This is a genomic window from Pseudarthrobacter leeuwenhoeki (assembly GCF_055412885.1).
In genome coordinates, this window is the sequence record NZ_JBVAYY010000004.1 from 117,431 (window position 1) to 136,378 (window position 18,948).

The window sequence follows — 18,948 nt, forward strand, 5'->3', positions numbered from 1 at the left end:
GCCCCTCACTCACGGCCGGACCTGGCTCCGATCCGATGCCCGCTGGGCCGTGCCCCCGCCCGGCTCGGGCAGGGCGTGGGGCGCGGGCAGCTCCGGCAGCGTGCGGCCGGCGAGGGTGCTGGCCACCCAGAGCGAACGGGCGAGGTCGCCTTCGTGCCGGGGCTTCGAGGCGTACCAGAGCGCGTTCTCGACCTCTCGGGCCAGGCTCCATTGCCGGGCGACGCCGGCGTCGAGTCCGGCGGCCCTGCTGAAGTCGCGGCAGCGCTCCCGCAGGCCCTGTTCCGGATCAGCCCGCGGCAGTTCACGGATCCGGTTCCACAGCAACGGTGCCACCGCGAATTCCGCCTCCCCGACCATGGGCTGCGGGTCGATCGCGGCCCAGCCACCGGCCGGTCCACCGCCGCCGCCTTGCGGTTCCGCACTGCGGAGCCGGGCCAGGATGTTCAGATAGTGCAGGTCGGTGTGGACCAGCACATCCCGTGCGGAGCGGCGGCCGACGGCTCCGCGGGTCTGGCAGACCTCAAGCGCGGCTTCCAGCAGCCAGCGCGGGAAGGGCCGGCCCAGCCGTTCCCAGCTCTCCGGCAGCTCATCACTCCACTGCTCGGCCCGGGCCGCGACGTGGTCGAAATCCTGCCATTCCGGGCGTCCGTCGGGGACCAGACTCAGACGGCGGACCAGCGCGCCCCACACCGGGACCGCCTCGTCCATGGGCGCGTCCCGGAGGGAGCGGGCGGCGTCCAGGCGCTCCAGCAGCAGCGCACCGGCACCGGCGTCGCCGGCGAGCAGCCGGACCGCCCCGCGCCCGTTCCAGAGGGCGAGGGCCTGCGGCTCGAGGAGCGCTTCGTCGTGCGGATAGGCGATCTTCAGGACGGTTGCCTGGCGCGCAGCGTCCCCGGTTGCTTCGCTGGCCCCGGTGCTGGCGGAGGCCTCCATAGTTTTGGCCGCGGTCCCGGTCCCGGCGCGAAGCCGCACCGGGACCACGATGGCTCCGTGGCCGTTCCACGGCAGCGCGCCGGGAGCGAGGTCCAGCTCGAGCTGCCACTGGTCCAGGCAGTGCCGGACCAGCCGCTGCAGGGCGGCAAGCCAGTCTCGGCCGGTTGAGCTGCCGCTGTAGCGGCGGCTGAGGTTGGGCGGGATCGGGATCTCTGCTGGCTGACTCATCGGATCCAGCGTAGTTGCCGGGTGCTCTGGAACCGCTGAGTCCGGCGGGTCGACCTTGTCAGCCGGCCGGCATCCTGCCGGCGAAGCAGACGTCTCAGACGGTGATGCCGCTGGCTCCGAGCCAGCTGCCGATCAGGTAGGTCGCGACGAGTGCCGCGGCGCCGCCGATCACCACCCGCACGGCGGCCTTCATCTTCGAGCCGCCGCCGATCCAGGCGCCGATGGCACCGGTCAGGGCCAGGGCGAGCAGCACAGCCACGAAGGTCAGCGGAACACGGCTTTCCTCCGGCGGAAGCAGGATGGCAAGCATCGGCAGGATCGCGCCAACCAGGAACGCCGCAGCGGAGGCGAAGGCGGCATGCCACGGACTGACAATGTCGGTCTCGACGATGTGCAATTCAGCGGACAGGTGGGCGCCGAGGGCATCGTGGGCGGTGAGTTCCTTGGCCACGGTCCGGGCGGTGTCCGCACTGAGACCTTTGCCCTGGTAGATGGCGGCGAGTTCCTCGAGCTCCTCTTCGGGCTGTTCTTCCAGTTCCCGGCGTTCCTTCTCGATCAGGTCCCGCTGGCTGTCCTTCTGGCTGCTCACCGAGACGTACTCGCCCAGGGCCATCGAGATTGCTCCACCGACCACGCCGGCGGTACCGGCGACGAGGATGGGGCCGGAATCCGTGGTGACGCCGGCGACGCCGACCACAATCGCTGCGACGGAGACGATGCCGTCGTTGGCTCCCAGCACACCCGCGCGCAGCCAGTTGAGGCGGTGCGCCATGTCTGTGCGGTGGGGCTCGTTCTCATGCTGGATGGGGGCTGCTTGACTGTCCATAAGTACAGCAAAGCATCGCCGCCCGCAGCTGGCCAGTATGACGAGCCTAATTAAGCGCATCCTCCCCGCCGCGCCACTCATCTGCCGCCGCGCCACTTAGGGGCAGGCCGGGGCTTAGGGGCCGGGGGCAGGCAGTTCGGGGAAGCCCGCCGGGTCTGCCGCCAGACCGGGGAGGGCTCCGGTCTCCGCACCCCAGAGGGCGGACCGGCGTGCAGCAGCGACGAGGCCGGCGATCGCCCACTGACGGGTCTGGCCCTCACTCAAGGCCACAAGGTCGCCGTAGACCGGCAGCGCCGAGGCTTCCAATCCTCCGAGGCCGGCGGCGGGCGAGGCCAGGAACTCCTGCTCCATGGTGTACCCGGCTTCGCGCTGCGGCACCGGGGCGCAATGCATCCGGGCCAGTGCTTCGGACTCGGTGGCCAGGGACTCATGCAGGGCGAGCTGTCCTGACGCCCGGGCGGCCGCTTCGCCACCCAGCCGGGTCAGGGCCACCTGATAGCCGTACAAAGTCTCCAGCTCGGTCTTTACGGTCGCCGCCAGTGCTCCGGGCAGTGTGGCGGGACCGGCACCGTCGCCCGCCGAAGCGGCCGAAGCACCCGTCGAAGCCGCCGCAGCACCCGCAGGGGAGGTCGACGGCGATGCCGCAGCGCTCGGGCACATGCCGGAGAGCCGGGGTGCGTCCGGGTCGGGCCCCGCCGGGGCCGGCGACCCGGCAGCCGCGGCGAGGGAGGATGACTGCAGCAGCTGGGCGGTCCCGACGGCCGTGAGCAGGCGGGCCATCCCGCCGTCGGCCACGGCAGCGTCGGCGAGCCGTTGGGCCGCGCTGTCGGCCAGTGCGGCCGCCAGTGCGGCCGCCGATGAGGGCAGCGGAGCTGCAGACCGGACGGCAGCCGCAGCGCCAGACGGAACGGCGGATGGAGTAGCCGAGGGTGTCGCCGGACCCGGAGACAGCGTCGGCGCCGGTTCATCCTGGCCCGGCAGCAGGAGGGCCCGGGCCTGGCTTGTCAGCAAACTCACAGTCTGCGCCACGGCGGGCTTTGCGCCGCCGGAAGCGGACCCGCCCAGTTCCTCGCCGGCGGCCCGCAGCCGCATGGTTTCAGCCAGCGCGGCGGACCTGGCCTGTTCGGAAAACGGCGGTTCGGCGGGCTCCCCGGGGCTTCGGGGACTCAGAGCGATCCCGAGGCTCACGACCACGAGGGCGAGGCAGCCGAGGAGCGCGATGCGGGGAATGAGCTTCCGCCGCCGCTTTTTCCCGCTGTCGTCCTTCACAACAGACGATTTTGTCATGGTTGGCATGCCGGCCGCGAACTGAAGTGCACCACGGTGCCCGGAAAATCGCTAGGCTAGTACACACAACATCATCTAAACGGGAGGCGGCCGGCATCATGACCAACGCAGAAGCCACGACTTCAACAGACCGGACCGGGACGGGTAAGGCTGAGGCCGCGCCCGTACACAACTCCGAGGCCGAGCGGCTGCATGCCCTCCTGGAACCCGAGGTCCTGGCAAACCGGCTGTACCTGGAGGACGTTTCCATCCATGTCGCCGGAGCCAACCGCGTGGTCCACGTAGTGGTGGACCTGCCGCAGGAGGAAACGGGCGGCGTCGGTCTCGACGTCATCGCGGAGATCTCCAAGACCCTCTCCGACATCCTGGACAATGATCCCAGCACCGACGCGCGCCCTTACGAGCTTGAGGTTTCCTCGCCCGGCGTCGGCCGTCCCCTCACCGAAGAGCGGCACTGGCACCGCGCCCGCGGGCGGATGGTCAAGGTCAATGTCCTGCAGGGCGAGAACGTCACCGGCCGGGTCCAATCCGTCGACGACGACGGCGTCACCTTGATCCCCGAGATTGCCGTCAAGAAGGGCATGAAGGCCAAGCAGGGCGAGCCCATCAAGCTTCCTTTCGACAAGATCCGCAGCGGAAAAGTCGAGATAGAGTTCAGCCACCTCGAAGAGGCAGGCGTGGAAAACGCAAACAATGGACCTTCTGAGGAGGCCTAATGGATATTGACATGAGCGCACTGAGACTCCTGGAGCGTGAGCGTGAAATCCCGCTGGATCTCCTGATTCCCACGATCGAGCAGGCCCTGCTGGTGGCCTACCACAAGACGCCGGGCGCCTTCGAGAAGGCCCGGGCCGAGCTGGACCGCAAGAGCGGGCACGTGACCATCTGGGCCACGGAGATCGACGACGACGGCGCCCCCATCGGCGAATTCGAGGACACCCCCGCCGGGTTCGGCCGCATCGCCGCCAGCACCGCCCGGCAGATCATCCTCCAGCGCCTGCGCGATGTTGAGGACGACAACGTCCTCGGCGAGTTCAAGGGCCGCGAGGGCGAACTGGTGGCCGGGACCATCCAGCAGGGCAACAATCCGCACATGATCCAGGTCAACCTGGGCACGGTGGAGGCACTGCTGCCGCCGCCCGAGCAGGTGCCGGGGGAGAAGTACATCCACGGCAACCGGCTACGCGCCTTTGTGCTCGACGTGCACCGCGGCACCAAGGGACCCTCCATTACCCTGTCCCGGTCACACCCGGGCCTCGTGCGGAAGCTCTTCGAAATGGAAGTTCCGGAAATCGCGGACCGCTCCGTGGAAATCGTCGCCCTCGCCCGTGAGGCCGGGCACCGCACCAAGATGGCGGTCAAGGCCAACAACCCCGGCATCAACGCCAAGGGCGCCTGCATCGGCGAGATGGGGTCGCGCGTCCGTGCGGTCATGAACGAACTCAACGACGAGAAGATCGACATTGTCGATTACAGCGACGATCCGGCCACGTTCATCGCCAGCGCGCTCTCCCCGTCACGGGTGAATTCCGTCACCATCACGGACGAGGCAACCCGCTCGGCCCGCGTCGTGGTCCCGGATTACCAGCTCTCCCTCGCCATCGGCAAGGAAGGCCAGAACGCCCGACTCGCTGCCAAGCTCACCGGCTGGCGGATCGACATTGTCTCGGACGCCGCGGTCAGCCGCGACAACTAGGTCCCAAATCAGTGGCCCCCGCGCGGGGACCACAACAACGGGGCCACGGTCCAGGCCTGCCCGTCAGCGTCCGTGTCCCCGCACGTTCGGGGTCCGGGCGCCTGAGGGGCTAGACTAGAGATGACCGCGCCTAACGGCCGGTATCCGCGTGTCCCTTACGCGTCCGGGTTCTGCGTCCGGCGAAGGTGTTGATGACAACCCTTGGCCAGGCCGCCTCCGGAAGCCAGGGGCCGGCAGATATGCACTGGCAGGAAGATACTCGTAAGTGGCACACGTGCAACACCTCGAGATTCAGCCGCAGCGTACCTGCATCGGATGCCGGAAAAAAGGATCGCGGTCGGAGCTACTCCGGCTCGTCGCCGACGGCAGCGGTTCATCCGCCGTCGTAGTGGATGAACGACGCCGGATGGCTGGCCGGGGTGCATGGCTGCACCCCAGCGAAAAGTGCCTGGCACTGGCGGTCAAACGTCGAGCGTTCGGACGCGCCCTCAACGGCGCTGCCGGAACAGCCGACGTCGAACGCCGGATTCTGGCGGGCACGCAAGCCGTGGACACCCCGGTGGCCGCAGCAACAACCGTCCAACCTGAAAGCGGGTCAGAAAACTGATGGAAACCCGATGAGTTCCCAGTGATGAGTGCGCAACGATGACAACTTTGTTGCGCTCTGCAATGGGCCTTCCAGCTGCACTCGCGGCGGAGGCCCGCATTAAGAAGTAGACGGTTCGTGCCTGGCTCGGTGCGGACCGAGACAGGAGAAATGTGGCCAAGGTCCGCGTACATGAGCTTGCTAAAGAGCTCGGTATTACTTCCAAAGATGCAGTAACCAAACTGCAGGAACTGGGCGAATTCGTTCGCTCTGCCTCTTCCACCATTGAGGCCCCCGTTGTGAGGAAACTCCGCAACGCGTTCCCCGACGCAGCAGCCGCTTCGAAGTCCGAAGCGCCCGCGTCCGCCCCCAAGGCACCCGCCAGCCCCTCGGCAAACCGTCCGGCGCCCGCGCCGGCCCCGGCTGCCCCCACGGCGCCGGCGGCTGCCGTAACCAAGACTGAAACTCCGGCACCGGCAGCAGCTGCACCGGCAGTCAGTGCCGCCCCAGCAGCACCGGCGGCTCCCGCCGCCCAGGCTCCGGCTGCGCCCTCCACGGGCGCCAAGCCCGGCGCACGTCCGGCACCCAAGGCTGAAGCCCCGGCTGCTCCGGCACGCCAGGGTGGCTCGGCACCCCGCCCGGGCGGTCCCCGTCCCGGCAACAACCCCTTCGCTCCGTCCCAGGGCATGCCCCGGGGCCGCGGCGGCGACAACGAACGTCCCGCGCGTCCGGGTAACAACCCGTTTGCTCCGTCCCAGGGCATGCCGCGTCCGGGCGGAAGCCGCACCGAGGGCGAACGCCCCGGCGGTCCCCGTCCCGCAGCAGGCGCTGGTGGTCCCCGTCCCGGTGCTCCCCGCACCGGCGGCGCTCCGGGTGCCCGTCCGGGCGCACCGCGTCCGGCCGGCGCAGCCGGCGCAGGCCGTCCGGCAGGGGCCGGCGGAAACCGTCCGACTCCCGGCATGATGCCTAACCGCACCGAACGTCCCGCACCCGCTGGTGCAGGCCGTCCCGGCGGCGGAGCCCGCGGCCCCGGCCGTCCGGGTGGCGCTCCAGGTACCGGTGCTCCCGGTGCCGGTGGCGGCGCTCCGGCCGGCGGTGGCTTCGGCAAGGGTGGCCGCGGTCGCGGCGGCACCCAGGGTGCCTTCGGTAAGGGCGGCGCAGGCCGTGGCAAGCAGCGCAAGTCGAAGCGTGCCAAGCGCCAGGAACTCGAGCAGATGAGTGCGCCGTCGCTGGGTGGCGTGAGTGTGCCCCGCGGCGACGGCAACACCGTAGTCCGGCTTCGCCGTGGCTCGTCCATCACCGACTTTGCCGACAAGATCGAGGCGAACCCCGCCGCACTGGTGACCGTGCTCTTCCACCTCGGCGAAATGGCTACGGCCACGCAGTCGCTGGATGAAGAGACCTTTGCCCTCCTGGGCGAGGAGCTTGGCTACAAGCTCCAGGTCGTTTCCCCTGAGGACGAGGAGCGCGACCTGCTCTCCGGCTTCGACATCGACTTCGATGCCGAGCTGGAAGCCGAAGGCGACGAGGAGCTCGAGGCACGTCCTCCGGTTGTCACCGTCATGGGTCACGTTGACCACGGTAAGACCCGACTGCTCGATGCCATCCGCAAGTCGGACGTTATGGCTGGCGAGCACGGCGGCATCACGCAGCACATCGGTGCTTACCAGGTCACGCACCAGCACGAAGGAATCGATCGCAAGATCACCTTCATCGATACTCCGGGCCACGAGGCGTTCACCGCCATGCGTGCCCGTGGTGCGAAGGTCACTGACATCGCCATCCTCGTGGTCGCAGCGGACGACGGCGTTATGCCGCAGACCGTTGAAGCCCTCAACCACGCGCAGGCGGCCAACGTGCCGATCGTCGTGGCCGTGAACAAGATCGACAAGGAAGGCGCCAACCCGGAAAAGGTCCGTGGCCAGCTGACCGAGTACGGACTGGTTCCGGAAGAATACGGTGGCGACACCATGTTCGTGGAGGTCTCTGCACGCCAGAACCTGAACATTGACGAACTGCTCGAGGCCGTCCTGCTCACCGCAGACGCAGCCCTGGACATGCGCGCCAACCCGAACAAGGACGCCCGCGGTATCGCGATTGAAGCCAACCTGGACAAGGGCCGCGGCGCGGTCGCTACCGTCCTGGTTCAGTCCGGCACCCTGCACATCGGCGACACCATCGTGGCAGGCACGGCTCACGGCCGCGTCCGTGCGATGTTCGACGACGACGGCAGTGCCCTGACCGAGGCCGGCCCGTCCCGCCCCGTGCAGGTCCTGGGTCTGTCCAACGTCCCGCGCGCCGGCGACACGTTCTTCGTGACCGCTGACGAGCGCACCGCCCGCCAGATCGCCGAGAAGCGTGAAGCTGCGGACCGTAACGCCGCCCTGGCCAAGCGCCGCAAGCGCATCAGCCTGGAAGACTTCGACCAGGCCGTCGCCGATGGCAAGATCGACACCCTCAACCTCATCCTCAAGGGTGACGTGTCCGGTGCCGTGGAAGCCCTCGAAGACGCGCTGCTCAAGATCGACGTCGGCGAGGGTGTCCAGCTCCGCGTTATCCACCGCGGTGTCGGTGCGATCACGCAGAACGACGTCAACCTGGCTACGGTCGACAGCGCCGTCATCATCGGATTCAACGTCAAGCCCGCCGAGCGTGTTGCCGAACTGGCAGACCGCGAAGGCGTGGACATGCGCTTCTACTCCGTCATCTACGCAGCAATTGATGACATTGAGGCAGCCCTCAAGGGCATGCTCAAGCCGGAGTACGAAGAGGTCCAGCTTGGCACCGCCGAGGTCCGCGAAGTGTTCCGTTCCTCCAAGTTCGGCAACATTGCAGGCTCGATCGTCCGCTCGGGTGTTATCCGACGCAACGCGAAGGCCCGTGTCAGCCGCGACGGCAAGGTCATCGGTGACAACCTCACGGTTGAGACGCTCAAGCGCTTCAAGGACGACGCCACCGAGGTCCGTACGGACTTCGAGTGTGGTATCGGTCTTGGCTCGTTCAACGACATCAACGAGGGCGACACCATCGAGACCTTCGAGATGCGCGAAAAGCCGCGCGTCTAAGTCGGTTTAGCGTTACAGGTGCGGGGCCGTTGGATTTTTCCGGCGGCCCCGCCCCTGCGCTGGGCGGCCAACGTCTGACGACGTCGGCCGCCCAGCTCCGGCAGGCCCGATGCCACTCCCAGGCCGCCGGAAAAACCCAACGGGTTCGTCGTAGGCTTGCCTTAGGCGCGTGGCAACAAACCAGAAGTGTGTACACAAGCCGCTAACGCGCCGTCGTACATCCAAATTTTTAGGAGTGGAAATGGCTGATCCCGCACGGGCTGCCAAGTTGGCGCAGCGGATTAGGGTTGTTGTTGCTGAGGCCCTGGGCCGGAGGGTTAAGGATCCCCGGCTTGAGGGCGTCACTGTCACCGATGCGCGGGTGACCAATGATCTGCAGCATGCCACGATCTATTACACCGTGTTCGGTGACGAGCTGGCCCAGGCGGAGGCCGCCAAGGCACTGGAGAAGGCCAAGGGTGTGTTGCGTCAGGAGGTTGGCCGCAACGTTACTGTCCGGCTGACGCCGACCCTGGAATTCGTGGCAGACCAGATCCCGGTCAACGCCTCCAACCTGGAGGAGCTGCTCCGGGCCGCGAAGAAGCGCGACGCCGAGGTGGCCGCACTCGCTGCCAGCGCAAAGCACGCCGGCGACGCCGACCCCTACAAGAGCGACACCCCGCAGGACGTGGAGCTCGACGAGGACGACTTCGACGAAGAGGACCTGGACCTCGTCGACGAAGACGACGTAGACGAGGACAGCAACAAGTAGTCCAGCCTCGACCAGCTCTGCGTCGACGCAGTCCTGAACCAATGGAGTTCTGCTCGGATTTGGCCGGCCCCGGCAGGGGGCCGGCCATTTCTGTCTGGCAACAGCGCTGTCCTATCAGGTCCTGGTTGCCCCGTCATGGCGCCCGCCCCGCAGATCCAGGTACATGACCTGGCCGTCGGGCGGCAAATCCGGCCGCGAGCACCGCCGTCCGCTCGCCCGAGTCCGGGTCGATCCTGAGTTCGCCTTCGCCGAACAGCGAGGCAACATACAGCCCGCCGTCGTCGTCCAGGGCGAGTCCCGTGGGCGTCATGATGTCATCCGCCACGAGTTCCACCCCGCCGTCGTCCGGGTGCACTTTGAAGATCGCCCGCTGGGGCCCAGGGTCGGATCTTCCGGTCCGCCGGGGAGGGACGTGACGTACAGCCAGCCATCCGGCCCGACGGCGACATCGGTCGGAACGGCCTCGAAATCATAGGTCGTTCCCACGAGGCAGCCGGGCAACCGGTTGGAGGCCGCGGCTTCCGGGGTGATCCTGGCGGGCCGGGCCGGGAGTACAGCGACCGTCTTGGTCTTGCCGCTCCGGGTATCAACTGAGACCACGCTGTTCGCGCCGGCATCCGCGACGTAAATGGTGCCGTCGGAGATTTCCTCAGTTTCCAGGGCGGCGAAATCGCCCAGCGTCCGCTGGCGCCCGTCGTCGTCGATGATGCGGACGTGGCCGGCCAGCTCAGCCGGGTGGGGTCCGGCTCCCTGGCTCTCCAGGAAGTACGTACTCCCACCCCGCTGGGCATTGCCCGCAACGCTCCCGTCAGGGGTTTCGTAGAGGACGGTGTGGTTCCCCCGGGAATCGAACCGGGTCAGCCGGCCGGCAAAGGATTCGCTGACCGTGACGGAGCCGTGGTGCCCGGCGCTGACATGCAGCGGACCCACCAGCCGTGGCAAGCAATGACAATTTCCTTCTCATGGTCGGCTCCCGCGGCGAGTGATGAGATCTCGACATCGTTGTGACCCTTGAGACCGGGGTTTGTCGCGTCAGGGGTCTTCACGGCCCCCTAGCGGATGCCAGGCCTCCGGAGACGCAAAGTCGACGCCTGCGCGGCGACCACGGGGTTCCGAAGCCGGCGGCGCTGCTGGTTATGATCTGACCATGGTCATGGCACCCCCAGCGTCGGACATCAACCGCTTCCTGGATCAGGCAATCCGCTTTGCCGCCGGCAATGTGGCCGCGGGCGGCGGACCGTTCGGGGCGCTGGTGGTGGCCCCCGACGGGAGGATCCGTGAAGGCGTCAACCAGGTGACGCGGGACAACGATCCCACAGCCCACGCCGAAGTCGTCCCCATCCGCACGGCTGCCGCCGCGTCCGCCACGTTCGATCTCAGCGGTGCCGTGCTGTATGCCAGCTGCGAACCGTGCCCGCTGTGCCTCGCCGCAGCCCTCTGGTGCCGCGTCGACCTGGTGTACTTCGCCGCAGACCGTCAGGCGGCGGCGGCCGCCGGTTTCGACGATGCGCTGTTCTATGAGTACTTCGGCGGCACCGGGCCGGAACTGATGCCGGTCCGCCACACGGCCGTCCCGGCATCGGAGGTTCCTTTCCAGGCCTGGCGCGATAACCCGGACCGCGTTGAATACTGAAAGCGGCCACCAAGGCCGGCACCCCAGCGACGGCCCGCCGGGGGGGCTTTGGACTCTATGCCGGTCCCGCGCAGGGGCGTCCCATGGAACCATGACTTCGGGGACTACGAAAGGCGGCGGTCTGTGGGCTCCAGCCTGATCACCTGCCCCCAGTGCGGGAAAACAAACCGGATTCCGGCGGCGGCTGCCGGCCATCCGCGTTGCGGCAACTGCCGCGCGGACCTGCCCTGGATTGTCGACGCCGGCGATGCCGACTTCGCTGTGATCGCCGAACAGTCGTCGACGCCCGCGCTGATCGATTTCTGGGCAGCCTGGTGCGGTCCCTGCCGCATGGTCAGTCCCGTGCTGGACAAGCTCGCCCAGGAGCGGGCCGGCCGGGTCAAACTAGTCAAGGTCGACGTCGACAAGTCACCGGCGCTTTCACGGCGCTTCGACATCCAGGCCATTCCGACCATGCTGCTGATCAGGGACGGCAAAGTGCTCGCCCGGCAGGCGGGAGCTCCGCCCGCGGCGGCCCTGCGCGAATGGCTCGACGGCGCCCTCGCGGCGGGCAAACCCTGACCGTCCCACGTGCGAGATGGAGGAAGCAATGACCGAGATACTGCGCTACGAAGTGGGTTCCGGGACGGTGCTGGTCGAGGTTGCAGATAACAGCTACGGCGTCGAGCGCCCCTCGCGGAACGAGCAGGGAATTACCGACGCCGGGCGGCGGCTGGAAGATGCCCTCGCCGCCATCCGCCCGGCTGCCAGCGCGGCGGCGGAGGTCCTGAGGGAGGTCGGCGCTGAGCATCTGGAGCTCCAGTTCGGGGTGAAACTGGCCGGTGAAGCGGGGGCCATCATCGCGCAGAACTGCTCTGCGGCCCACTTCGTCGTCAAGCTGTCGTTCTCCCACACGCCCCCGGCGCAATTGTCGCCGGAGGACGAGATTATGCTGTGAGGCCGGCCGGCCCGGCGGAGTGAGCGGCGGCGCGGGGAGGTTTCCCCGGCACCGCCGTCAGCGTCGCCGGCTCCGCGCGCCCCGGGCGCCCAGGCCGCCCAGGAAGGGCGAGCCCACCCCCAGCAGGAAGCCGAAGTCGTACCAGTTTCCGGCGCGGGCCGAGTTGTAGACCGGGAACTCACTCCACTGGCCGAAGACATGGACGATCAACAGAATCCACGCCGTGAGCCCGTTCCAGATGCCCCATAACAAGTCCTGCCACCACATGTGAACCTCCCTGAGAACCCCGACATGCCCGTCCCGGAACGGTACGCCCCGGGACGCACGCGATGACACGTGCTGGGCTCAGGTTAGGCGTTGCGGCGTCGTGGCGGTAGGGGACAGAGACCCGGTGGCTGAGCCGTCAGCCTTCGGCTGTGACGCGGGCCGGGAGCCGTCCGAGGCCTTCGACAAGATCAGCCTGGCTGCGGCAGAGGGCAATCCGGATCCAGCCCTCGCCGATCGAGCCGAACGCGGTGCCGGGGGCAAAGGACACCCGGGAATCGGCGAGGAAGCGCCGGACCCAGGACCGCACGTCCCCGCCGCTGACGTGGGACACATCCGCCCACAGGTAGAAGGCTCCCTGCGCAGTGAGGAATGGGATCCCTTTGGACGCCAGGACGGCCGAGGCGGCGTCGCGGTTGGCCCGGTAGTGCGCGCGGGCATGGCTGACATAGTCCTGCGGGCCAGTCAGCGCGGCCAGCGCCGCATACTGCGAGGGCGAGGCGACACAGGAGACGATTGACTCCATCACGTTGTTCATCTTCTGTTCCAGGCCGGGCGGGCAGATCAGCGCGCCGATCCGCAGCCCGGTCAGACCGTAGGTCTTGGACAGCGTGAGCGAGGTGAACACGCGGGCTTCGCCCGGGACGTCGCTGTCGAAGCGGGCCGGGCTGACATGCGGGACGTCATACGTGAACGCCTCGTAGCATTCGTCGGAGATGATCCACAGATCGTGCCGGACGGCCATCGCCACGAGGCTGCGGGTGAGCTCCTCACCCAGGACGGCGCCCAGCGGATTGGACGGCGAATTGAGGATCAGCACCTTGGTCCGCGGCGTGATCAGCTCCTCGATGTCCGCGATCCGGGGCTGGAAGTCGTGCTCGGGATACAGCGGGTACTGCACCGGGACGGCATGCAGCAGGCTGGACGTCATGGCGAAGGTCGGGTAGCCCGGGTTGGGGATCAGGATTTCGTCACCGGGGGAGAGCAACAGGCTCATCGCGAAGTGCAGGCCCTGCTGGGCGCCGTCGACGACGTAGACGCGGTCCGCGCCGACCGGGGTCGCGTTATGATCCCGGAACCTGGCCGCGAAGGCCTCGCGCAGGGCCGGGATGCCGGCGTTCGGGGTGTAGTTCGTTTCGTCGCGGTCCAGGCAGGCCATCCCGGCTTCGAGGATATGGCGGGGGACGGCGAAACCCGGTTCGCCGATACTCAGCACAATCGCGCCGGGGGTGCCCCAGGCGGCTTCGGTGATTTCGCGGATCTGGTTCATGGGGACGTCACGGACGTGGGCGGCAAGCTCGGGCATGTCTGCCATCCTAACCGGAGCAGCCCCCGGCATTGGAGGACGGGGGCTGCTCCCGGCGCGTGGGCCCGCTCCGGCGCAGATATACTGGGGAGCGTGCTTTCTGGACTGGTAATAGTGGACAAGCCGCAGGGCTGGACCAGCCACGATGTGGTTGGACGGATGCGGCGGCTCGCCGGTACCCGAAAGGTGGGCCACGCCGGAACGCTGGATCCGATGGCCACGGGCGTGCTGGTGGTCGGCATCAACAAGGCCACCCGGCTGCTCACCTACATCGTGGGCACCTCCAAGACGTATACGGCCACCATCCGGCTGGGCGAATCCACCGTGACGGACGACGCCGAGGGCGAGGTCACCGCGACCCACAGCGCCGCCGCGGTCACCGAGGAAGCCGTCCGGGCCGGCGTCGCCGCCCTGACCGGTGAGATCCAGCAGGTTCCCAGCAGCGTCAGCGCCATCAAGGTCAACGGAGAGCGTGCCTACGCCCGGGTCCGCTCCGGCGAAGAAGTCAAGCTGGCCGCACGGCCGGTCACCATCCACCGCTTCGAGGTCCACGGCCTCCATCCGGTCCGCGACGGCGAGGCCCTGGACGTGGACGTGACCGTGGAATGCTCCTCCGGCACGTACATCCGGGCCCTGGCCCGCGACCTCGGCGGGGCGCTCGGCGTCGGTGGTCACCTGACGGCGCTGCGCCGCACCCAGGTCGGCCCCTACACGCTGGACCAGGCCCATACCCTGGAACAGCTCGCCGAAGAGCTGGATGTGCTGGAAATGTCCCAGGCCGCCCGGGCGCTCATGCCCAACCGTGAACTCAGCGACGAGGAAACCACCGAGATTTCCTTCGGCCGCAGGATCGCCGCGGGGGCGGCGGCTGGCACAGCGGGCGCAGCCACGCCGGAGAATCCGGACGCCGGTTTCGCCCCGGACGGGACTCTTGTGGCACTGCTCGCTGACAAGGGCAGCTACGCCAAACCGGTGCTGGTCTTCGCGCCGGACAATGAGAAGCGTGCGCCCCAGCAGCCGGCGGCGGAACAGCAGGCCGGTCAGTAGTGGACGCGTATTTCTACATCATCCTGGTGGTCGGGCTGGTCTCCACCGTGATCTGCCTGACCGCCGGCATCCTCAAAAAGGCCCCGAACGACACGACGATCCTCTCGGTGGCCGCCGTCGAACTGTCCCTGCTGGTCTATCTGGTCGGGTCGATCGTCCGGGTCGCGGGCGGGGAACAGATGGCGGGGGAGCCGTGGGAGTTCTGGGGTTACCTGCTGACGGCCCTCCTGCTGCCGGTGGGCGCGGTGTACTGGGCCATCCTGGAACGCACCCGCTGGAGCAACTTCGTGCTGGCCGCCGCCGGCGTCACCGCCGTGGTGATGGCCGCCCGAATGAATCAGATTTGGTACTGACGTGGAAGAGGCAGAGAACGTGACCGCGAAACCAACGCATGAGGACGTCGGAACGACGCCGGCCGCTGCTGCTGCCGGCCCGGCCCCGGCTTCGACGCCGGCCGCTGCTGGCCCGGCCCCGGCGGCAACAGACACCCGCAACACCGGCCCCGGCCGGCTGCTGATCGCTGTTTATGCCGTGTTCGCGATTTCCGCAACGGCCCGGGCGGGATACCAGATCCTCACCAAGTTCTCCGAAGCCCCCCTGGCGTATCTGCTCTCGGCATTCGCCGCCGTCGTCTACCTGGTGGCGACAGTGTCCCTCGCGAAGTCCGGCCGCACCTGGTTCAAGGTCTCCGTTGCGGCGGTGCTCGTGGAACTGGTGGGAGTGCTGGTGGTCGGCGCGCTCAGCATGTTCGACTCGGTCAACTTCCCGCATGAGACCGTCTGGTCCCTTTTTGGCCGCGGTTACGCGTTCATCCCACTGCTGCTGCCGGTCCTGGGCCTCATCTGGCTGTACCGCCGTCGTCCGGCGCCGAAGCAGGCCTGAGGCCCCTAATGCGGGGGCTGCTCCAGTTCCTGGAACAGCGTGATTTGGAGCCCGGCCGGGCCGTTCAGCCGTGAGTTCACGGAGCGCCACGGTGTTTCCCGTGGTTCCGCGATGAGGGTGCCGCCGGCCTCCATGAGGTCCCGCGTGGCGGCTTCCGCGTCCGTAACTTCGAAGGCGACACGGATTCTGGCGCTCGGCTGACCGTCGGCTTCAATCTGGTCGATGTACCGGACCTGGGCCGGGTTGGAGAGCTCCAGGGTGGCGCGGCCTGCTTCCAGGATCGTGATGCGTGCTTCCCCCTCGCTGGGGACCACCTCACGTTCCACGAGGCCGAGGACGTCGCGGTAGAAGGTCAGGGCGGCGTCGTAGTCCGCCGTCTCGACGACGAGGCGCAGCTGCCGGACAGGAGGCGGGGTGTGCTTTTCAGTAGTCATACCCGAACCCTAGGACGGACTGTTCCAGCGCGGAATGTCCGCCGTTCCCAACCTCCGCGTGGGCCGGAGTCGTGGGCTCAGTCCGTCCCGGCGTCGAGCCCCAACAGTCTGCGGCGAAGGCCCGGCCAGGCTGCTCCGAAGCCGGGGTGCAATTCCTTGTCGCCGACGAGCTCGACCGGCACCCACTGCAGTTCCAGGCTTTCCGGGTCGCTGATCTCCGCTTCGAATGCCTCCACAACCTCGACGGCGACCGTGGTGTAGGTCCAGTAGCCGACGTCGAACACCGTGGTGAACAGCACCCGGACGTTCTCCGGGGGGACGGCAGCTTCTTCCTTGGCCTCGCGCAGAGCGCCGTGGACTGCCTGTTCGCCCTGGTGCAGTGCTCCGCCCGGGAGTCCCCAGGTGCCGCCCTGGTCGCTCCAGAGGGCGCGGTGCTGGAGCAGGATGCCCTTGGCGGGGTCGTGGACGAGGAGACCCGCCGAGCCAAAGCGCCCCCAGAACCGTCCGCGGTCGCCTTCAACCCAGGCGTCACCGGGATCACGGGGTCCGTGGGGGCGGCGCAGCTCGATGGGAAGCTCGGTTTGCGCGGCGTGCGGCTGTGATTCTTTGGGCCGCGCGTCGTGGGGGAGGGCCGGGCTGGAGGTCGGGGCAACAGGGCTGTCCATGCCCCCAGTTTCCCACGGCATTGCCTGTGCCGGCCGGAGTGTGACTCCGCGGGGCCAGCCGGGACCCCAAGCTGGATCCCGCCCGCATCCGGGTCGAACAGCTCGAGCCCGTTACTGTCACACCTCAAAAGTAGTGTTGAGTCATGGAAGCCATTGGAGATTTCAGCCCGGTACAGGCCACACAGCCTGACGCCGGAATGCTCCTCGGAATTCCCCGGATTGCGCCCGTTGTAAGCGAGGCGGGTGACGTGGACTGTGCTCTGGATGCGGCGCTTGCACTGCTGCGCTCCTGCAACGGGACGGTTGTGCCTGATGCAGCGCTGTTCGGAGTGACCGAAGCCTCGGACTTTGCCGGCCGCGTGGAGGAGTTGTCCCGCATGGTCGACTACTGGCAGCTTGTGGCCGCGGCGGCGGTCGACCGGACGCGGAGCCGGGCAGCGGCTGGAGCGAGGACGGCCGCTGCGAAGTTTGGTTCCAACGCGCCTGCCGGCTGGTTGACTGGCTGGAATACGGAGGCGAGATCGCCGAAAAGTACTCCGTCCGACCCCCTCTGGAACGAGCAGGAAGGCGCTGATCCTTCCCCGGGATGGGTGGACGACGGGTACCGGAACACTGCGGAATTCCTGCGGGCGCGGCTGCGGATCAGTGCCCCGGAAGCCCGACGCCGGCTGGCCCTCGTCGCGGACGTCCTGCCGCGCACAGGCCTGTTGGGCCAGCCTCTGCCGGCCGCGAAGAAAGAACTCGCGGCTGCGGTCGCCGCCGGCGACGTCGCCTCACGGGCGGCGACCATTATCAGCATTTCCCTCGATCGGGTCCGGCACGTGTCCGCACCCGAGGATGCGGCGCGGATGGAGCATGCCCTTACCCGGACGGCGGTCGAGAACGACCAGGACTTCCTGACCCGGATCGCCAAACGCTGGACGGACGCCATGGACCAGGACGCCGGGGAACCCGGCGAGCAGGAATTGCGCAAGCGCCAGGGCGCCTTCATACGCCGGGCATACCGTGGACTGCAGCATCTGGAAATCTTCGCCACGACCGACCAGTTCGAACACCTGCTCACGGTCATGAACACCGCCACCAACCCGCGGACCGGCGCCGCGTCCTGCCCGGGCGGCGGCACGGATGCTGCCAGCCATGGCGGGCCCGCTGCTGACTCCCGGCCTGACGCCGACGCTGAAGCCGGAACTGAAGCCGCCGTCGGCCGCGATGTGGACGACGCGGCTGCTGCGGACCGGCTGGATCAGCGCACCCGTCCACAACGGCTCCTTGACGGCCTCGTCGGCGCGTGCAAGGCCGCTCTCGCCGCTGGGAACCTGCCCGCCGCGGGAGGACTGCGCCCGCAGGTGATGGTCACGATTGACTACCGGGAGCTGCTGGAACGGCTGGGCGCCGCTGACGAAGAGGCACGCGCCCCTGGTTCCAACGCAGGGGCGCTGATGTTCACCGGCCCCATCACAGCCTCGAACGTGCGCAGGATCGCCTGCGACGCCGACATCATCCCCATCCTGCTGGGCGGCCAGGGCCGGATCCTCGACATCGGACGCGCCTCGCGGGTCTTCCCGCCGCACATCCGCAAAGCCATCACCGCGCGGGACGGGGGCTGTGCCTTTCCCCAGTGCACCATCCCCGCGCCCTGGTGCGAGGCCCACCACATCGACTACTGGTCCCGCGGCGGGAGCACTGGAACCGGCAACGGAGCGCTGCTCTGCTCTCATCACCATCACCTGATCCACAAGGAACAGTGGTCCATCCAGCTGAGAAGCGGCGTCCCGTGGTTCGTCCCGCCTCCGCACCTCGATCCTCGCCAGGTGCCACGGCGGAACCGTTACTTCCGGCTGGAATGAGGCTGGAGCTTCCGCCATGGAAGAGGACAGGGCGTCTGAGCTGTGCGGCTACCGGAACTGCGCAAAGACGCGCACCGGTTCAGGACGGAAATCCGAGCCCTCGGTGAATCCGAGGGCCTCGTAAAAGGCACGCTGCCCGGATTCGTTGTCGGTGATCAACACAAACTGCCGTACGTGCTGGTAACGCGTCTGGACAGCTTCCAGCAGCCCGCGCCCGGCACCTGATTTCTGGAACTCCGGGTGCACGAGAATGTCCTGCAGGTAACAGACGGTCGCGTCATCGGAGATCGCCCGGGCCATCCCAACCAGCGCCCCGCCGGCATTCCGGGCCGTGACAACGAAGGACGAGCCGCGGACGGCCGCGGAGAGGACCTGGGGTTCCCGGGTATACGCACCCCAGCCCACAGATTCGTACAGCGCGAGTACCTCGGGATCGGAAACGGGGCCGCCGGCAAGGACGGTGAACGTCGACATCGGATCAGTGTCGCACACCGGTATACCCCCGCGGTCCGGGCGGGGATGCTAGCGTATCGCCGGTGCGTTAAAGGGGCCGGCCCGGCG

Annotated in this window: 22 protein-coding genes; 12 read left to right on the plus strand and 10 right to left on the minus strand. The window is 68.0% G+C overall.

The features are described from left to right. Positions 1 to 9 precede the first annotated feature (9 nt). The 3 genes from ACZYX4_RS04800 to ACZYX4_RS04810 form a co-directional block, all read right to left on the minus strand. Positions 10 to 1,161 (minus strand): aminoglycoside phosphotransferase family protein, encoded by a 1,152-nt coding sequence (locus ACZYX4_RS04800; RefSeq protein WP_463874106.1) that lies wholly within the window; start codon positions 1,159 to 1,161, stop codon positions 10 to 12. A 94-nt stretch (positions 1,162 to 1,255) separates the two neighbouring features. Then, entirely contained in the window at positions 1,256 to 1,987 is a 732-nt protein-coding gene (locus tag ACZYX4_RS04805; RefSeq protein ID WP_463874107.1) for a VIT1/CCC1 transporter family protein, read from the minus strand. Positions 1,988 to 2,101: 114 nt separating this feature from the next. Further along, positions 2,102 to 3,256 carry a ferritin-like domain-containing protein gene (locus ACZYX4_RS04810; RefSeq protein ID WP_463874109.1) on the minus strand — a complete coding sequence of 385 codons (1,155 nt, stop codon included), beginning with the start codon at positions 3,254 to 3,256 and terminating at the stop codon, positions 2,102 to 2,104. Between the two features lie 116 nt (positions 3,257 to 3,372). Here ACZYX4_RS04810 and ACZYX4_RS04815 point away from each other — a divergent pair, with 116 nt between their 5' ends. The 5 genes from ACZYX4_RS04815 to rbfA all read left to right on the plus strand — a co-directional run bounded on the left by ACZYX4_RS04815 (position 3,373) and on the right by rbfA (position 9,372). Continuing rightward, entirely contained in the window at positions 3,373 to 3,990 is a 618-nt protein-coding gene (locus tag ACZYX4_RS04815; RefSeq protein WP_463874110.1) for a ribosome maturation factor RimP, read from the plus strand. Further along, a complete protein-coding gene (gene nusA / locus ACZYX4_RS04820; RefSeq protein ID WP_463874111.1) occupies positions 3,990 to 4,970 on the plus strand; it encodes a transcription termination factor NusA in 981 nt (326 codons plus the stop codon). The genes ACZYX4_RS04815 and nusA overlap by 1 nt, the downstream gene beginning before the upstream one ends. 274 nt (positions 4,971 to 5,244) lie before the next feature. Continuing rightward, positions 5,245 to 5,577: a YlxR family protein gene (locus tag ACZYX4_RS04825; RefSeq protein ID WP_463874112.1), complete on the plus strand. Its 333-nt coding sequence runs from the start codon at positions 5,245 to 5,247 to the stop codon at positions 5,575 to 5,577. 152 nt (positions 5,578 to 5,729) lie between these two features. Further along, positions 5,730 to 8,621, plus strand: a complete 2,892-nt coding sequence (gene infB, locus ACZYX4_RS04830) for a translation initiation factor IF-2 (RefSeq protein ID WP_463874113.1) — start codon at positions 5,730 to 5,732, stop codon at positions 8,619 to 8,621. Between the two features lie 241 nt (positions 8,622 to 8,862). After that, on the plus strand, positions 8,863 to 9,372 hold the full coding sequence (gene rbfA, locus ACZYX4_RS04835) for a 30S ribosome-binding factor RbfA (RefSeq protein ID WP_463874114.1): 510 nt from the start codon (positions 8,863 to 8,865) through the stop codon (positions 9,370 to 9,372). A 133-nt stretch (positions 9,373 to 9,505) separates the two neighbouring features. Here rbfA and ACZYX4_RS04840 read toward each other — a convergent pair whose 3' ends face one another. Both ACZYX4_RS04840 and ACZYX4_RS04845 read right to left on the minus strand, forming a co-directional pair. Next, on the minus strand, positions 9,506 to 9,682 hold the full coding sequence (locus ACZYX4_RS04840; RefSeq protein ID WP_463874115.1) for a hypothetical protein: 177 nt from the start codon (positions 9,680 to 9,682) through the stop codon (positions 9,506 to 9,508). Further along, positions 9,679 to 10,314, minus strand: a complete 636-nt coding sequence (locus tag ACZYX4_RS04845) for a ScyD/ScyE family protein (RefSeq protein WP_463874117.1) — start codon at positions 10,312 to 10,314, stop codon at positions 9,679 to 9,681. Before ACZYX4_RS04845 ends, ACZYX4_RS04840 begins: the two co-directional genes overlap by 4 nt. 205 nt (positions 10,315 to 10,519) lie before the next feature. Between ACZYX4_RS04845 and ACZYX4_RS04850 the strand changes: the two genes are divergently transcribed. The 3 genes from ACZYX4_RS04850 to ACZYX4_RS04860 all read left to right on the plus strand — a co-directional run bounded on the left by ACZYX4_RS04850 (position 10,520) and on the right by ACZYX4_RS04860 (position 11,942). Next, positions 10,520 to 11,005, plus strand: a complete 486-nt coding sequence (locus ACZYX4_RS04850; protein WP_463874118.1) for a nucleoside deaminase — start codon at positions 10,520 to 10,522, stop codon at positions 11,003 to 11,005. Between the two features lie 123 nt (positions 11,006 to 11,128). Continuing rightward, entirely contained in the window at positions 11,129 to 11,566 is a 438-nt protein-coding gene (gene trxA / locus ACZYX4_RS04855; protein WP_463874120.1) for a thioredoxin, read from the plus strand. A gap of 28 nt (positions 11,567 to 11,594) precedes the next feature. Beyond that, positions 11,595 to 11,942, plus strand: coding sequence for a CU044_2847 family protein (locus tag ACZYX4_RS04860; protein ID WP_463874121.1), 348 nt, complete (start codon positions 11,595 to 11,597; stop codon positions 11,940 to 11,942). A 57-nt stretch (positions 11,943 to 11,999) separates the two neighbouring features. On the opposite strand, the gene ACZYX4_RS04865 is transcribed toward ACZYX4_RS04860, so the two are convergent. Then, entirely contained in the window at positions 12,000 to 12,209 is a 210-nt protein-coding gene (locus tag ACZYX4_RS04865) for a hypothetical protein (protein ID WP_463874122.1), read from the minus strand. A 136-nt stretch (positions 12,210 to 12,345) separates the two neighbouring features. Beyond that, a complete protein-coding gene (locus tag ACZYX4_RS04870; RefSeq protein ID WP_463874124.1) occupies positions 12,346 to 13,512 on the minus strand; it encodes a pyridoxal phosphate-dependent aminotransferase in 1,167 nt (388 codons plus the stop codon). 93 nt (positions 13,513 to 13,605) lie between these two features. Between ACZYX4_RS04870 and truB the strand changes: the two genes are divergently transcribed. Genes truB through ACZYX4_RS04885 form a run of 3 tightly spaced genes read left to right on the plus strand, consistent with a single transcriptional unit; the run spans position 13,606 to position 15,441 of the window. Further along, positions 13,606 to 14,559, plus strand: a complete 954-nt coding sequence (truB, locus tag ACZYX4_RS04875; protein ID WP_463874125.1) for a tRNA pseudouridine(55) synthase TruB — start codon at positions 13,606 to 13,608, stop codon at positions 14,557 to 14,559. After that, positions 14,559 to 14,912, plus strand: coding sequence for a hypothetical protein (locus ACZYX4_RS04880; RefSeq protein ID WP_463874127.1), 354 nt, complete (start codon positions 14,559 to 14,561; stop codon positions 14,910 to 14,912). Before truB ends, ACZYX4_RS04880 begins: the two co-directional genes overlap by 1 nt. Position 14,913: 1 nt before the next feature. After that, positions 14,914 to 15,441, plus strand: coding sequence for a hypothetical protein (locus ACZYX4_RS04885; RefSeq protein ID WP_463874128.1), 528 nt, complete (start codon positions 14,914 to 14,916; stop codon positions 15,439 to 15,441). A gap of 5 nt (positions 15,442 to 15,446) precedes the next feature. On the opposite strand, the gene ACZYX4_RS04890 is transcribed toward ACZYX4_RS04885, so the two are convergent. Both ACZYX4_RS04890 and ACZYX4_RS04895 read right to left on the minus strand, forming a co-directional pair. Further along, entirely contained in the window at positions 15,447 to 15,875 is a 429-nt protein-coding gene (locus ACZYX4_RS04890; RefSeq protein ID WP_463874129.1) for a VOC family protein, read from the minus strand. A 77-nt stretch (positions 15,876 to 15,952) separates the two neighbouring features. Continuing rightward, on the minus strand, positions 15,953 to 16,540 hold the full coding sequence (locus ACZYX4_RS04895; RefSeq protein ID WP_463874130.1) for an NUDIX domain-containing protein: 588 nt from the start codon (positions 16,538 to 16,540) through the stop codon (positions 15,953 to 15,955). A gap of 143 nt (positions 16,541 to 16,683) precedes the next feature. Here ACZYX4_RS04895 and ACZYX4_RS04900 point away from each other — a divergent pair, with 143 nt between their 5' ends. After that, the gene (locus tag ACZYX4_RS04900; RefSeq protein ID WP_463874132.1) at positions 16,684 to 18,387 is read left to right on the plus strand and encodes an HNH endonuclease signature motif containing protein; all 1,704 of its coding nucleotides are present in this window, start codon (positions 16,684 to 16,686) and stop codon (positions 18,385 to 18,387) included. A 48-nt stretch (positions 18,388 to 18,435) separates the two neighbouring features. On the opposite strand, the gene ACZYX4_RS04905 is transcribed toward ACZYX4_RS04900, so the two are convergent. Beyond that, positions 18,436 to 18,861, minus strand: a complete 426-nt coding sequence (locus ACZYX4_RS04905) for a GNAT family N-acetyltransferase (protein WP_463874133.1) — start codon at positions 18,859 to 18,861, stop codon at positions 18,436 to 18,438. Between the last annotated feature and the right edge of the window lie 87 nt (positions 18,862 to 18,948).

What these genes read in the sequence shown, in the direction of transcription:
- ACZYX4_RS04865 (WP_463874122.1), bottom strand. Translation starts at nt 12,209, where the DNA reads ATGTGGTGGCAGGACTTGTTATGGGGCATCTGGAACGGGCTCACGGCG.
- rbfA (WP_463874114.1), top strand. Translation starts at nt 8,863, where the DNA reads ATGGCTGATCCCGCACGGGCTGCCAAGTTGGCGCAGCGGATTAGGGTT.
- ACZYX4_RS04800 (WP_463874106.1), bottom strand. Translation starts at nt 1,161, where the DNA reads ATGAGTCAGCCAGCAGAGATCCCGATCCCGCCCAACCTCAGCCGCCGC.
- ACZYX4_RS04805 (WP_463874107.1), bottom strand. Translation starts at nt 1,987, where the DNA reads ATGGACAGTCAAGCAGCCCCCATCCAGCATGAGAACGAGCCCCACCGC.
- ACZYX4_RS04905 (WP_463874133.1), bottom strand. Translation starts at nt 18,861, where the DNA reads ATGTCGACGTTCACCGTCCTTGCCGGCGGCCCCGTTTCCGATCCCGAG.
- ACZYX4_RS04895 (WP_463874130.1), bottom strand. Translation starts at nt 16,540, where the DNA reads ATGGACAGCCCTGTTGCCCCGACCTCCAGCCCGGCCCTCCCCCACGAC.
- ACZYX4_RS04890 (WP_463874129.1), bottom strand. Translation starts at nt 15,875, where the DNA reads ATGACTACTGAAAAGCACACCCCGCCTCCTGTCCGGCAGCTGCGCCTC.
- ACZYX4_RS04815 (WP_463874110.1), top strand. Translation starts at nt 3,373, where the DNA reads ATGACCAACGCAGAAGCCACGACTTCAACAGACCGGACCGGGACGGGT.
- ACZYX4_RS04840 (WP_463874115.1), bottom strand. Translation starts at nt 9,682, where the DNA reads ATGACGCCCACGGGACTCGCCCTGGACGACGACGGCGGGCTGTATGTT.
- ACZYX4_RS04850 (WP_463874118.1), top strand. Translation starts at nt 10,520, where the DNA reads ATGGTCATGGCACCCCCAGCGTCGGACATCAACCGCTTCCTGGATCAG.
- nusA (WP_463874111.1), top strand. Translation starts at nt 3,990, where the DNA reads ATGGATATTGACATGAGCGCACTGAGACTCCTGGAGCGTGAGCGTGAA.
- ACZYX4_RS04860 (WP_463874121.1), top strand. Translation starts at nt 11,595, where the DNA reads ATGACCGAGATACTGCGCTACGAAGTGGGTTCCGGGACGGTGCTGGTC.
- ACZYX4_RS04900 (WP_463874132.1), top strand. Translation starts at nt 16,684, where the DNA reads ATGGAAGCCATTGGAGATTTCAGCCCGGTACAGGCCACACAGCCTGAC.
- ACZYX4_RS04870 (WP_463874124.1), bottom strand. Translation starts at nt 13,512, where the DNA reads ATGCCCGAGCTTGCCGCCCACGTCCGTGACGTCCCCATGAACCAGATC.